The sequence below is a fragment of the Mycobacterium scrofulaceum genome (assembly GCF_002086735.1).
GTDB classification, from domain to species: Bacteria; Actinomycetota; Actinomycetes; order Mycobacteriales; family Mycobacteriaceae; genus Mycobacterium; species Mycobacterium scrofulaceum.
In genome coordinates, this window is record NZ_MVIJ01000051.1 from 20,132 (window position 1) to 33,751 (window position 13,620).

A 13,620-nucleotide genomic window follows, 5' to 3' on the forward strand; every position below is an offset into this window, starting at 1 on the left:
CACCCCGGGCGGCCGCTGGTCGGCTGTGCCACAGTGTGACCGAAAGCTTTTCGCACCGTTCTCCGACCTGAGAGGCGAAGACATGGGTTCGTCGGATTCTCCCCCGAATGCCAACACCGCTACCGCGCAGATCGGCGTCACCGGCCTCGCGGTGATGGGCTCGAACATCGCACGCAATTTCGCCCGGCACGGCTACACCGTGGCGCTGCACAACCGGTCGGTCGCGAAAACCGACGCGTTGCTCGAAGAACACGGCGACGAGGGCAAGTTCGTGCGCTCGGAGACCATCGCCGAGTTTCTCGACGCGCTGGAGAAGCCGCGGCGGGTGCTGATCATGGTCAAGGCCGGCGACCCCACCGACGCCGTGATCAACGAGCTCGCCGACGCCATGGAGGAAGGCGACATCATCATCGACGGCGGCAACGCCCTCTACACCGACACCATCCGCCGCGAGAAGGCGATGCGCGAGCGCGGCCTGCACTTCGTCGGCGCCGGCATCTCCGGCGGCGAGGAGGGCGCGCTCAACGGGCCGTCGATCATGCCGGGCGGGCCCGCCGAGTCCTACGAGTCGCTGGGCCCGCTGCTGGAAGAGATCTCCGCGCACGTCGACGGGGTGCCGTGCTGCACCCACATCGGCCCCGACGGCGCCGGCCACTTCGTCAAGATGGTGCACAACGGCATCGAGTACTCCGACATGCAGCTGATCGGCGAGGCCTACCAGCTGCTGCGCGACGGCCTGGGCAAGACCGCCGAGCAGATCGCCGACGTGTTCGACGAGTGGAACTCCGGCGATCTGGACAGCTTCCTGGTGGAGATCACCGCCCAGGTGCTGCGGCAGACCGACGCCAAGACCGGCAAGCCGCTCGTCGACGTCATCCTCGACGAGGCCGAGCAGAAGGGCACCGGCCGCTGGACGGTCAAGTCGGCCCTGGACCTCGGTGTCCCGGTGACCGGCATCGCCGAGGCGGTGTTTGCCCGCGCGTTGTCCGGCTCGGTCACCCAGCGCAAGGCCACCACCGGGCTGGCCTCGGGCGAGCTGGGTGCAAAACCCAGCGACGCCACGCAGTTCACCGAGGACGTCCGGCAGGCCCTGTACGCGTCCAAGATCATCGCGTACGCGCAGGGCTTCAACCAGATTCAGGCCGGCAGCGCCGAATACGACTGGGGCATCACACCGGGCGACCTGGCCACCATCTGGCGCGGCGGCTGCATCATTCGCGCCAAGTTCCTCAACCGCATCAAGGACGCGTTCGACGAAGACCCCGACCTGCCGACGCTGATCGTCGCGCCGTACTTCCGCAGCGCGATCGAGGCGGCGATCGACGGGTGGCGCCGGGTCGTGGTGACCGCGACGCGGCTGGGCATCCCCATCCCGGGCTTCTCCTCCGCACTGTCCTACTACGACGCCCTGCGCACCGAGCGGCTGCCCGCCGCGCTGACGCAGGGTCTGCGCGACTTCTTCGGCGCCCACACCTACGGCCGGATCGACGACGACCCGGACAAGCGCTTCCACACCCTCTGGAGCGGGGACCGCAGCGAGGTACCCGCGTAGTCCTGGAAGACTGGAAGGCGTGCGGTTTCTCGACGGGCATCGGCCCGGCTACGACCTGACCTACAACGACGTCTTCATCATGCCGAACCGGTCGGAGGTCGCTTCGCGCTTCGATGTCGACCTGTCCACCGACGACGGCTCCGGCACCACCATCCCGGTGGTGGTGGCCAACATGACCGCGGTGGCCGGCCGGCGGATGGCCGAGACGGTCGCGCGGCGGGGCGGGCTGGTCATCCTGCCGCAGGATCTCCCGATCACCGCGGTGCAGCAGACCGTGGAGTTCGTCAAGAGCCGGGACCTGGTCCTGGACACCCCGGTGGTGCTCGCCCCCGACGATTCGGTGTCCGACGCGACCGCGCTGATCCACAAGCGCGCGCACGGCGTCGCCGTCGTCGTCTTCGAGGGCCGCCCGATGGGCTTGGTGAGCGAATCGTGCTGCCTCGGCGTGGACCGCTTCACCCGGGTGCGCGACGTCGCCACCACCGACTTCGTCACCGCCCCGGTCGGCACCGACCCGCGCAAGGTCTTCGACCTGCTCGAGCACGCCCCGATCGGGGTCGCGGTGGTGACGAACGCCGACGGCACGCTGGCCGGCGTGCTGACCCGCACCGGGGCCGTCCGGACCGGCCTCTACACGCCCGCGGTCGACGCCCGCGGGCGGCTGCGGGTGGGCGCGGCCGTCGGCATCAACGGCGACGTGGGGGCCAGGGCGCGCTCCCTGGTCGAGGCGGGTGTCGACGTGCTGGTCATCGACACCGCGCACGGGCACCAGGCCAAGACGCTCGACGCCATCCGCACGGTCTCCTCCCTCCAACTCGGCGTGCCGCTGGTGGCCGGCAACGTCGTCTCCGCGGAGGGCACCCGCGACCTGCTCGCCGCCGGGGCGAGCATCGTGAAGGTCGGGGTCGGGCCGGGCGCGATGTGCACCACCCGGATGATGACCGCCGTCGGTCGTCCGCAATTCTCCGCGGTGGTCGAATGCGCCTCGGCTGCAAGGGAATTGGGCGGACATGTCTGGGCCGACGGCGGCGTCCGGCATCCGCGCGACGTGGCGCTGGCGCTGGTGGCCGGGGCGTCCAACGTGATGATCGGGTCGTGGTTCGCCGGCACCTACGAGTCGCCCGGCGACCTGATGCGCGACCGCGACGACCAGCCCTACAAGGAGAGCTACGGCATGGCGTCGAAGCGGGCGGTGGTCGCCCGCAGCGCCGCCGACACGGCGTTCGATCGCGCCCGCAAAGCCCTGTTCGAGGAAGGCATTTCGACCTCACGGATGGGCCTGGACCCCGACCGCGGCGGCGTCGAGGACTTGATCGACCACATCACGTCGGGCGTGCGCAGCACGTGCACCTACGTTGGCGCCGCCGACCTGACGGACCTCTACGAGCGGGCCGTCGTCGGGGTGCAGTCGACCGCGGGCTTCGCCGAGGGCCACCCGCTGCCGTTGGGCTGGTGACGCGCCCACCGCCAGCAAACACGCCCAGCCTGGTGGTCGTCCGGCCGCGGTGTCGGGCGAGCTCGGCGGCGGGCCACATGGGCGCCCCGGTCACCCGGTCTTCGAGTCCGGCGAGGGACGCTCGAGCGCGTACAGCGACATGCGCCGGTTTCGGGTGTCGTGCTCGCCGAGGAACGTGCATCCGACGGACTCACACAGGCGGCGCGCCGTGGTGTTGCGGTGATCGGGGTCGAACATGATGCGCCGGCAGCGGGGCTCGAGGGCGAAGACGTTGGCGACGATGCGCGGCAGCAGCGTCAAGCCCAGTCCGCGGTTCACCAGGGCAGGTTCGGCGATGGCCGCGTGCAGGCCGAGGTCACAAGGCTCGGCATCGTAGTATCGTGAGATGAGATCCTTTGCTCCCCAATACAATTCGAGATAGGCGCAATCCTTGCCGCGGATGCTTCCCAGGATCGGCAGCGAATACGTCCCGTCGAGCTGGGCGCCCAGATGCCGCTCCCACCGCGGCGTCGGCCAGTCGTATTCCCAGGCCGCGGCCAGGTGGGGCCGGTTCATCCATTCCGACACCTTGCCCGCGTCCTCGCGTCGCGCGATGCGCAGCGCGAACGGCGGATCCAGAGCGGGAACCGGCGGCCGGGGCATGCGCGCGATCTCGTCGGCGAGGTCGAAGCGCTCACGGGGAAGCACCTGGGCTGGATGGGTTTCGGGTGGGGCCTCGGACGCCATAGTCCGCAGAGACTACCCGAGTAAGGTTAGCCAACCCATAGTCGGGTCGGGTGGGTCGGGGTCCGCACCGCGGCAAACGGTGGCCGATTGGCGGCGCGGCGGCCCGGGCTACCATGAGTCAGCAAAGACGGAGGCGAACGCGTCCGCATCGGTTGTGGGCAGTGAAGGGATCGACGTGCCGCAGGCACCCGTGCAGGCCATGGGCTTGTCGGCGCGGCGGCCGTCGGAGGAGCCGCCCGATGCGGAGCTTTCCCCGGCCCGTCGGTCAGGGCCCCCGGCCGCCGGACGGCGTGACCGATGAACGTCACCCTTACCGTGATCAGCGTCGTCGCCATCGCGGTGCTCATCTTCGGCAACGCGATCTTCGTCGCGGCCGAGTTCTCGCTCACGACGCTGGATCGCAGCGCCGTGGAGGCGAACGCCCGGGGCGGCGGCCGACGTGACCGGGCCATCCGCCGCGCCCACCAGAAGCTGTCGTTTCAGCTGTCCGGCGCCCAATTGGGCATCTCGGCCACCACGCTGGCAGCCGGCTACCTGACCGACCCGATGCTGGCCAACCTGCCGCATCCCTGGTTCGATGCGATCGGGATATCCGACTCGGTGGCCGACGCGATCATGGCCTTCCTGGCGCTGGTCATCGTCACCTCGGTGTCGATGGTGTTCGGCGAGCTGGTCCCGAAATACCTGGCCGTCGCGCGGCCGCTGTCCACCGCGCGGGCCGTGGTGGGCCTTCAGCTGCTGTTCTCGCTGTTGTTCACGCCGGCCATCCGGCTCACCAACGGCGTGGCCAACTGGATCGTGCGCCAACTGGGCGTCGAACCGGCCGAGGAACTGCGATCGGCGCGGTCCCCGCAGGAGCTGCTGTCGCTGGTGCGGTCGTCGGCGCGCAGCGGCTCGCTTGACCCGGCCACCGCAGCGCTGGTGCGCCGCTCCCTGCAGTTCGGTGCCCTGACCGCCGAGGAACTGATGACGCCCCGGTCGAAGATCGTGGCGCTGCAGACCGACGACACCGTCGCCGACCTGGTCGCCGCGGCCGCCGAGTCCGGGTTCTCCCGGTTCCCGATCGTCGACGGCGACCTCGACGAGACGGTCGGCATCGCGCACGTCAAACAGGTGCTGGCGATTCCGGCGGCCGACCGGGCGCGCACGCCGCTGACCACGGTGGCGCAACCCGTCCCGGCGGTGCCGTCGACCCTGGACGGCGACGCCGTGATGGCCCAGATCCGCGCCAACCCGCTGCAGACCGCGATGGTCGTCGACGAATACGGCGGCACCGCGGGCATGGTGACCGTCGAGGACCTGATCGAAGAGATCGTCGGCGACGTCCGCGACGAGCACGACGACGCCACCCCGGACGTGGTGCCGGCCGGGACCGGTTGGCGCGTCTCAGGCTTGCTGCGGATCGACGAGGTGGCCGCCGCCACCGGCTTCCGGGCGCCCGAGGGGCCGTACGAGACCATCGGCGGGCTGGCGCTGCGCGAGTTCGGCCACATCCCGGTGGCCGGCGAAACGGTGAAGTTGCCGGCCCTGGACGCCGACGGGCTGTTGGACACCTCGCTGCGCTGGCAGGCGACCGTGATCCGGATGGACGGCCGCCGGATCGACCTGCTCGAGCTGATCGAACTGCGCGGTGACGACGACGGCCCCGCGGCAAGGGGACCCCGATGAACGACACCCTGGGCGTGGTGCTGGCCATCCTGCTGATCGGCGTGAACGCCTTCTTCGTCGGGGCGGAATTCTCCTTGATCTCGGCCCGGCGCGACCGCCTCGAGGCGCTGGCCGAACAGGGCAAGGCCCGGGCCGTGACGGTGATGCGGGCCGGGGAGCAGCTCCCGGCGATGCTGGCCGGGGCCCAGCTCGGCATCACGGCGGCCTCCCTGCTGCTCGGGCGGATCGGCGAGTCCGCGGTTTCCAGCCTGTTGCGCACGGCGCTGGGCCTGACCGGCATTCACCCGACGCTGCTGCACACCTTGTCGTTCGCGATCGCGCTGGCGATCGTGGTGACGCTGCATGTGCTGCTGGGTGAGATGGTGCCCAAGAACGTCGCGCTGGCCGGTCCCGAGCGGACGGCCATGCTGCTGGTGCCGCCCTACCTGGCCTACGTGCGGGCCGCGCGGCCGTTCATCGTGTTCTACAACAGGTGTGCCAGCGTGGTGGTCCGCGCCCTGGGCGTGGAACCCAAGGAAGAGCTCGAGATCACGGTCTCCCCCGTCGAGCTGAGCGAGATGATCGCCGAATCCGAATCCGAGGGACTGCTGGACCGCGAGGAGCACAGCCGGCTGACCCGGGCGCTGCAGATCGGCACCCGCGTGGTCGGCGACGTGGCGGTCCCGCTCGCCGACGTCCATGCCGTGCCGGTGGCCGCCGCGGGCACCGGCCCGACGATCGGCGCCGTCGAGCAAGCCCTGGCCCAGACCGGCTACTCGCGGTTTCCGGTCGCCAACGTCAATGGCGACTTCGTGGGGTACCTGCACATCAAGGACATGCTGACGCTTGGTGACGATCCGCGGACGGTGATCGACCTCGCGATGGTGCGCCCCCTGCCGCGCCTGCCCCGGTCGCTGCCGCTGGCCGATGCCCTTTCGCGGATGCGCCGCAGCAACAGCCACCTGGCTCTGGTGACCGGCGCCGGCGGGGTCGTGGTCGCGATGGTGGCGATGGAAGACCTGGTGGAAGACCTCGTCGGCACGATGCGTGACGTATAGGGGGCACCGGGCGGGATGTGCAGGGCCCGTATGATTTTCAACGGCTACCAGTCAAGAAAGTGCTGGAGGGCGCAGGATCCCCGGCGCGCGAACGCGTTGCTGGAATTCGATTCCCGGGCTCGCCGCAGCGGCATGGTTGGAGCTGCCAGCGCGGCCTGACCTGGTGTGGCGAGTCGGGCGGATACGCCCAACGGGCTGCTGCTCGGTACGCTGAGGACATTGCCACTCCAAGCCAATGGCGGCTTGGTGAGGCTTCATTTTGGAGGAGAAACATGACTGATCGCGTGTCGGCGGGGAACCTGCGCGTCGCCCGAGTGCTCTACGACTTCGTGAACAACGAGGCCCTGCCCGGCACCGATATCGACCCGGACAGCTTCTGGGCGGGAGTCGACAAAGTCGTCACCGACCTCACCCCGAAGAACCAGGAGCTGCTCAACCGCCGCGACGAGCTGCAGGCCCAGATCGACAAGTGGCACCGGCAACGCGTGATCGAGCCGTTCGACGTCGACGCCTACCGCCAGTTCATCACCGACATCGGTTACCTGCTCCCCGAACCCGAGGACTTCACGATCACGACGTCGGGCGTCGACGACGAGATCACCACGACCGCGGGCCCCCAGCTGGTGGTGCCGGTGCTCAACGCCCGCTTCGCGCTGAACGCCGCGAACGCGCGCTGGGGGTCGCTGTACGACGCCCTCTACGGCACCGACGTCATCCCCGAGGATGACGGCGCCGAGAAGGGCACCAGCTACAACAAGGTCCGCGGCGACAAGGTCATCGCCTATGCCCGCAACTTCCTCGACCGGGCGGTGCCGCTGGAGTCCGGCTCCTGGGCCGACGCGACGGGCCTGTCCGTCGAAGACGGCCGGCTGAAGGTCGCGACCGCCGACGGGTCCGTCGGACTGGCCAGCCCGGAGAAGTTCGCCGGCTACACCGGCGAACTCGGCTCCCCCGACTGGTCGGTGCTGTTGGTCAACCACGGCCTGCACATCGAGATCCTGATCGACCCCGAATCGCCGGTCGGCAAGACCGACCGCGCCGGCATCAAGGACGTGGTGCTGGAGTCGGCCGTGACCACGATCATGGACTTCGAGGACTCGGTGGCCGCCGTCGACGCCGACGACAAAGTGCTCGGCTACCGCAACTGGCTCGGGCTGAACAAGGGCGATTTGTCCGAGGAGGTCGCCAAGGACGGCAAGACCTTCACCCGGGTGCTGAACTCCGACCGCACCTACACGACCCCAGACGGCGCGGGGCAGCTGACCCTGCCGGGCCGCAGCCTGCTGTTCGTCCGCAACGTCGGGCACCTGATGACGAACGACGCCATTGTGGACGCCGAGGGCAATGAAGTGTTCGAGGGCATCATGGATGCGCTGTTCACCGGCCTCACCGCGATCCACGGGCTCAAGACCGGCGACGCGAACGGCCCCCTGGCCAACAGCCGCACCGGGTCGATCTACATCGTGAAGCCGAAGATGCACGGGCCCGACGAGGTCGCCTTCACCTGCGAACTGTTCAGCCGCGTCGAAGACGTCCTGGGCCTGCCGCAGGCCACCCTCAAGGTCGGCATCATGGACGAGGAGCGGCGCACCACCGTCAACCTCAAGGCGTGCATCAAGGCCGCGGCCGACCGTGTCGTGTTCATCAACACCGGCTTCCTGGACCGCACCGGCGACGAGATCCACACGTCGATGGAGGCCGGTCCGATGATCCGCAAGGGCGCGATGAAGAACAGCACCTGGATCAAGGCCTACGAGGACGCCAACGTCGACATCGGCCTGGCCGCCGGGTTCAAGGGCAAGGCGCAGATCGGCAAGGGCATGTGGGCGATGACCGAGCTGATGGCCGACATGGTGGAGCAGAAGATCGACCAGCCCAAGGCCGGCGCCACCACCGCCTGGGTGCCCTCGCCGACGGCGGCCACCCTGCACGCGATGCACTACCACTACGTCGACGTGGGCGCCGTGCAGGAGGAGCTGGCCGGCCAGAAGCGCACCACCATCGACGAACTGCTGACCATCCCGCTGGCCAAGGAACTGGCCTGGGCACCCGAGGAGATCCGCGAGGAGCTCGACAACAACTGTCAGTCGATCCTCGGCTACGTGGTGCGCTGGGTCGCCCAGGGCGTCGGCTGCTCGAAGGTGCCCGACATCCACGACGTGGCCCTCATGGAAGACCGTGCCACGCTGCGGATCTCGAGCCAGCTGCTGGCCAACTGGCTGCGCCACGGCGTGATCACCGAAGAGGACGTGCGGGCCAGCCTGGAGCGGATGGCGCCGCTGGTCGACGAGCAGAACGCCAAGGACGCGGCGTACCTGCCGATGGCGCCCAACTTCGACGACAGCCTGGCCTTCCTGGCCGCGCAGGACCTGATCCTGACCGGGACGCAGCAGCCCAACGGCTACACCGAGCCGATCCTGCATCGCCGTCGGCGCGAGGTGAAGGCCCGCGCCGCGCAATCAAACTGAGCCCGTGCCTTAATCGGGCTCAGCAGGCATCGATGCGGCTGATCGCTAAGATCAGCGGCGGGTTGACAACAAGTCGGATGGATCGACGGAAAGGCGACGGGCACCGCTATGGGTAGGCACAGTTTGCCCGACCCTGAGGACTCCGTCGGCGAGCCGCGCGAAAGCGGCGAGACGGATCACGATCGTCGGGACGCCGTCACCGAGGACTACGAGGACCACGCGGACGACGGCGGCTATCCGCGCGACGACCGCTACGCCGACGACGACCTCTATGCCGACGACGATCGCTATGCGGACGACGATCGCTATGCGGACGACGAACCTGATGCGGACGAGGACGCGTTCGCCGACGGCACCGCTGATGAGTACCCGGAGTTTCCGCCGCGCCGGCCGGGCCCGTCGAGCGCCGAGCCGCCGGCCTCGTCGCCGTCGCTGTTCGCCCGCGGCCACCGGGGCCTCGGCGAGTGGCGCGGCGGCCATCGCAGCGAGGGCGGGCGCCGGGGAGTCAGCGTCGGCGTGATCGTGGCGCTCGTCGCCGTGATCGTGGTGGTGGGCACCGTCATCCTGTGGAGTTTCTTCGGTGACGCGCTGTCCGACCGCTCGCACCGGGCCGCCGGCCGTTGCGTGGGCGGCAAGGAGACCGTCGCCGTCATCGCCGACCCGTCGATCGCCGACTCCGTGCGGCAGTTCGCCGAGAGCTACAATTCCTCGGCCGGCCCGGTCGGTGACCACTGCATGGAGGTCAGCGTCAAGCCGGCCGGCTCCGACGCGGTGCTGAACGGCTTCATCGGCAAGTGGCCCGCCGAGCTGGGCGGGCAGCCCGCGTTGTGGATCCCGGGCAGCTCGGTCTCCGCGGCGCGGCTCGCCGGGGCGACGGCGCAGAAGACGATCACCGACAGCCGCTCGCTCGTGGCGTCGCCGGTGGTGCTGGCCGTCCGGCCCGAACTCGCGTCGGCCCTGGCCGGCCAGAACTGGGCGGCGCTGCCCGGGCTGCAGACCAACCCGAACGGCCTGGCCGCGGTGAACTTGCCGGGGTGGGGCCCGCTGCGGCTGGCTCTGCCGATGAACGGCAACGGGGACGCGGCGTTCCTGGCCGGGGAGGCGGTCGCGGCGGCATCGGTGCCCGCCGGCGCACCGGCGACGCAGGGCACGGGTGCGGTGCGCGCCCTGCTGAGCGGGCAACCCAAACTGGCGGACAACTCGCTGACCGAGGCGATGAACGCCTTGCTGAAGCCCGGTGACGCCGCGACCGCCCCGGTGCACGCGGTCGTCACCACCGAACAGCAGCTGTTCCAGCGGGGCCAATCCCTACCCGACGCCAAGAGCATGCTGGCCTCGTGGCTGCCGCCCGGGCCGGTCCCGGTCGCCGACTATCCCACGGTGCTGCTCAGCGGCTCGTGGCTGACCCAGGAGCAGACGTCGGCCGCCAGCGAGTTCGCCCGTTTCATGCACAAGCCGGACCAGCTCGACAAGCTGGCCAAGGCCGGCTTCCGGGTCAACGGCGTCACGCCGCCGAGCAGCCCGGTCACCACGTTCCCCGCGCTGCCCGCGACGCTGTCGGTGGGCGACGAGGCGATGCGCGCGACGCTGGCCGAGGCGATGGCCACCCCGTCGAGCGGGCTGGCCGCCACCATCATGCTCGACCAGTCCATGCCCGGCCAGGAGGGCGGAAAGACCCGGCTGGCGAACGTGATCGCGGCGCTGCAGGACAAGATCAAGGCGCTGCCGCCCACCTCGGTGGTCGGCCTGTGGACGTTCGACGGCCACGAGGGACGCTCCGAGGTGCCCGGCGGTCCGCTGAGCGACCCGGTCAACGGCCAGCCACGCTCGGCGGCGCTGACGGCCGCGTTGGACAAGCAGTATTCGTCGCCGGGCGGTGCGGTGTCGTTCACCACGCTGCGCATGCTCTATCAGGATCTGCAGGCCAATTACCGCACGGGCCAGACCAACTCGATCCTGGTCATCACCGCCGGCCCGCACACCGACCAGACCCTGGACGGCGCCGGGTTGCAGGATTTCATCCGCAAGAGCGCGGACCCGGCCAAACCCATCGCGGTGAACGTCATCGACTTCGGCGCCGACCCGGACCGCGCCACCTGGGAGGCCGTCGCCCAGCTCAGCGGCGGCGGCTACCAGAACCTGACCACCTCCGCGTCGCCCGACCTGGCCGCGGCGCTCAACGCCTTCCTGAGCTGAGGCGCGGCGACGGCGAGAGAACGTTTGGGCGGGGCTTCACGGTCGGGACGGCAACTTGCCGCTAGGCTCGATCGAGGTCGATTCCACGGCCGACGCTATGGGGAGCAGTGCGAAGGTTTCCGGGCGAGCGTCTTGCGCTCGATCCGGAGGGTGCCCCGATGACGCGCGGGTCGGTGCAGACGACCGGGGTGGCGCCGCGAAAGGATGATCCACAACAGCAATGACGAAAATGATCACTGGACAAGCACTTCCGGACGTGGTCGTCACCGGCATCGCCATGACCACCGCGTTGGCCACCGACGCGGAGACCACCTGGAAGTTGCTGCTCGACTGCCAAAGCGGAATCCGCACGCTCGACGACCCGTTCGTGGAGGAGTTCGACCTGCCGGTTCGCATCGGTGGGCACCTGCTGGAGGAATTCGACAGCGAGCTCAACCCCGCCGAGCTACGCAGGACCGGCTACCTGGCGCGGATGTCGGCCATCGTGAACCGGCGGGCCTGGGACCACGCCGGCTCCCCCGAGGTCGACCCCAACCGCCTGCTGGTGTCCATCGGCACCGGATTCGGTTCCGGCGAGGAGCTGGTGTTCACCCGTGACACGCTGCGCGCCCGCGGCGTCAAGGCGGTCTCACCGCTGGCCGTCAGCAAGTACATGCCCGACGCCGCAGCGCAGGCGGTGGGGCTGGAACGGCACGCCAGGGCCGGCGTGATGACGCCGGTGTCGGCGTGCGCGTCGGGTTCGGAGGCCATCGCCCGCGCCTGGCAGGCGATCGTCTTCGGCGAGGCCGACGTCGCCATCTGCGGCGGCGTCGAGACCAGGATCGAGGCCGTGCCGATCGCCGCCTTCGCGAACATGCGGATCGTGATGTCGACCAACAACGAAAATCCCGCCGGTGCGTGCCGCCCGTTCGACAAGGACCGCGACGGTTTCGTGTTCGGCGAGGCCGGCGCGCTGATGGTGCTCGAAACCGAGGAGCACGCCAAGGCCCGCGGGGCGCGCATCCTGGCCCGGTTGATGGGGGCCGGCGTCACGTCCGACGGCTACCACATGGTTGCCCCGGATCCCGGCGGGAAACGCGCGGGCCACGCGATGACCCGCGCCATCCAGCTGGCCGGCCTCACGCCCGGCGACATCGACCACGTCAACGCCCACGCCACCGGAACACAGATCGGCGATCTGGCCGAGGGCAAGGCCATCAACAACGCGCTGGGCGCCAACAAACCGGCGGTGTACGCGCCCAAATCCGCGCTGGGGCATTCGGTGGGCGCGGTCGGCGCGGTCGAGTCGATCCTGACCGTGCTGGCGCTGCGCGACCAGGTCGTTCCGCCGACGTTGAACCTGGAGAACCTCGACCCGGAAATCGACTTGGATGTGGTGTCCGGCAATCCCCGGCGGGGCAACTACCGGTACGCCATCAACAACTCGTTCGGGTTCGGCGGGCACAACGTCGCCCTGGCCTTCGGCCGGTACTGACGCGTCGCCGGCCCGCGGGATGTCACACCGCGGTTCTAGCATCGTGAGCGCTACCGAAGGAGCGCCATGAGCATCGATTTCACCCCTGACCCCACGCTCTACCCGTTCCAGTCGCGCTGGTTCGACAGCTCGCGGGGACGCATGCACTACATCGACGAAGGCCCCGAAGGGTTTACGGGCCCGCCGATTCTGCTGTTCCACGGCAACCCGACGTGGAGCTTCCTGTATCGCAACATCGTCCTCGCGCTGCGTGACAAATTCCGCTGCATCGCCCCGGACTACCTCGGGTTCGGGCTCTCGGACCGGCCCGCGGGGTTCGGGTACACCATCGAGGAGCATGCCCGGGTAGTCGGCGAGTTCGTCGACCACCTGGAACTGGACGGCTACCTGACGATGGGCCAGGACTGGGGCGGACCGATCAGCATGGCGGTCGCGGTGGAGCGCGCCGAGCGGGTGCGCGGCGTCGTCCTGGGCAACACCTGGTTCTGGCCGGCGGACGATTTCACGCCCAAGCTGTTCAGCCGGGTGATGTCAAGTCCCCCAATGCAATACGCGATCTTGCGGCACAACTTCTTCGTCGAGCGTCTCGTCCCCGCGGGAACCGAGCACCGCCCGAGCGACGCGGTGATGGAGCACTACCGGGCGGTGCAGCCCAACCCCGAGGCACGCAAGGGCGTCGCGGAGATGCCCAAGCAGATCCTGGCCGCCCATCCGCTGCTGGCCCGGCTCGCCCGGGAGGTGCCGGCCAAACTGGGCGCCAAACCCGCCCTGTTCGTCTGGGGCATGAAGGACTTCGCGTTCCGGCCCGGCCCGACCCTCCCGCGGATGCGGGCGGCCTTTCCCGACCATGTTCTGGTCGAGTTGCCCACCGCCAAGCACTTCATCCAGGAGGACGCCCCGGACCGGATCGCCGCGGCGATCATCGAGCGCTTCGGCTGAACTTCCCGGTGGCTCTGCGCGCCTAGGTCTAAAACTGACTGAGGTTGTTGACAGTCTGAGCTCCTGATGGAAGGAGCTGCATGGCTGACCGTGTTTGGAGCGAG

The 13,620-nt window shown here is 69.5% G+C and carries 9 protein-coding genes; 8 read left to right on the plus strand and 1 reads right to left on the minus strand.

All coding sequences use genetic code 11. The annotated features are described in order from the left end of the window. Window positions 1-82 precede the first annotated feature (82 nt). Together gnd and BST44_RS24075 are read left to right on the plus strand one after the other, a co-directional pair. Window positions 83-1,552, plus strand: coding sequence for an NADP-dependent phosphogluconate dehydrogenase (gene gnd, locus BST44_RS24070; protein WP_083179532.1), 1,470 nt, complete (start codon window positions 83-85; stop codon window positions 1,550-1,552). Between the two features lie 19 nt (window positions 1,553-1,571). Further along, window positions 1,572-3,008, plus strand: a complete 1,437-nt coding sequence (locus tag BST44_RS24075) for a GuaB1 family IMP dehydrogenase-related protein (protein WP_083179533.1) — start codon at window positions 1,572-1,574, stop codon at window positions 3,006-3,008. A gap of 90 nt (window positions 3,009-3,098) precedes the next feature. On the opposite strand, the gene BST44_RS24080 is transcribed toward BST44_RS24075, so the two are convergent. After that, complete coding sequence (locus BST44_RS24080; protein ID WP_083179534.1) at window positions 3,099-3,734, minus strand: GNAT family N-acetyltransferase; 636 nt, start codon at window positions 3,732-3,734, stop codon at window positions 3,099-3,101. Between the two features lie 297 nt (window positions 3,735-4,031). Between BST44_RS24080 and BST44_RS24085 the strand changes: the two genes are divergently transcribed. The 6 genes from BST44_RS24085 (at window position 4,032) to BST44_RS24110 (ending at window position 13,516) form a co-directional block, all read left to right on the plus strand. Continuing rightward, a complete protein-coding gene (locus BST44_RS24085) occupies window positions 4,032-5,402 on the plus strand; it encodes a hemolysin family protein (RefSeq protein WP_083179535.1) in 1,371 nt (456 codons plus the stop codon). Then, on the plus strand, window positions 5,399-6,439 hold the full coding sequence (locus BST44_RS24090; RefSeq protein WP_083179536.1) for a hemolysin family protein: 1,041 nt from the start codon (window positions 5,399-5,401) through the stop codon (window positions 6,437-6,439). The genes BST44_RS24085 and BST44_RS24090 overlap by 4 nt, the downstream gene beginning before the upstream one ends. Before the next feature lie 272 nt (window positions 6,440-6,711). Next, the gene (locus tag BST44_RS24095; RefSeq protein ID WP_083179537.1) at window positions 6,712-8,907 is read left to right on the plus strand and encodes a malate synthase G; all 2,196 of its coding nucleotides are present in this window, start codon (window positions 6,712-6,714) and stop codon (window positions 8,905-8,907) included. Between the two features lie 108 nt (window positions 8,908-9,015). Next, window positions 9,016-11,103, plus strand: coding sequence for a substrate-binding domain-containing protein (locus tag BST44_RS24100; RefSeq protein WP_083179538.1), 2,088 nt, complete (start codon window positions 9,016-9,018; stop codon window positions 11,101-11,103). Between the two features lie 220 nt (window positions 11,104-11,323). Beyond that, window positions 11,324-12,577: a 3-oxoacyl-ACP synthase KasB gene (gene kasB / locus BST44_RS24105; protein ID WP_083179539.1), complete on the plus strand. Its 1,254-nt coding sequence runs from the start codon at window positions 11,324-11,326 to the stop codon at window positions 12,575-12,577. 66 nt (window positions 12,578-12,643) lie between these two features. Further along, entirely contained in the window at window positions 12,644-13,516 is an 873-nt protein-coding gene (locus tag BST44_RS24110; protein WP_083179540.1) for a haloalkane dehalogenase, read from the plus strand. Window positions 13,517-13,620: the final 104 nt, after the last annotated feature.

What these genes read in the sequence shown, in the direction of transcription:
- gnd (WP_083179532.1), top strand. Translation starts at nt 83, where the DNA reads ATGGGTTCGTCGGATTCTCCCCCGAATGCCAACACCGCTACCGCGCAG.
- BST44_RS24080 (WP_083179534.1), bottom strand. Translation starts at nt 3,734, where the DNA reads ATGGCGTCCGAGGCCCCACCCGAAACCCATCCAGCCCAGGTGCTTCCC.
- BST44_RS24085 (WP_083179535.1), top strand. Translation starts at nt 4,032, where the DNA reads ATGAACGTCACCCTTACCGTGATCAGCGTCGTCGCCATCGCGGTGCTC.
- BST44_RS24090 (WP_083179536.1), top strand. Translation starts at nt 5,399, where the DNA reads ATGAACGACACCCTGGGCGTGGTGCTGGCCATCCTGCTGATCGGCGTG.
- BST44_RS24095 (WP_083179537.1), top strand. Translation starts at nt 6,712, where the DNA reads ATGACTGATCGCGTGTCGGCGGGGAACCTGCGCGTCGCCCGAGTGCTC.
- BST44_RS24100 (WP_083179538.1), top strand. Translation starts at nt 9,016, where the DNA reads ATGGGTAGGCACAGTTTGCCCGACCCTGAGGACTCCGTCGGCGAGCCG.
- kasB (WP_083179539.1), top strand. Translation starts at nt 11,324, where the DNA reads ATGACGAAAATGATCACTGGACAAGCACTTCCGGACGTGGTCGTCACC.
- BST44_RS24110 (WP_083179540.1), top strand. Translation starts at nt 12,644, where the DNA reads ATGAGCATCGATTTCACCCCTGACCCCACGCTCTACCCGTTCCAGTCG.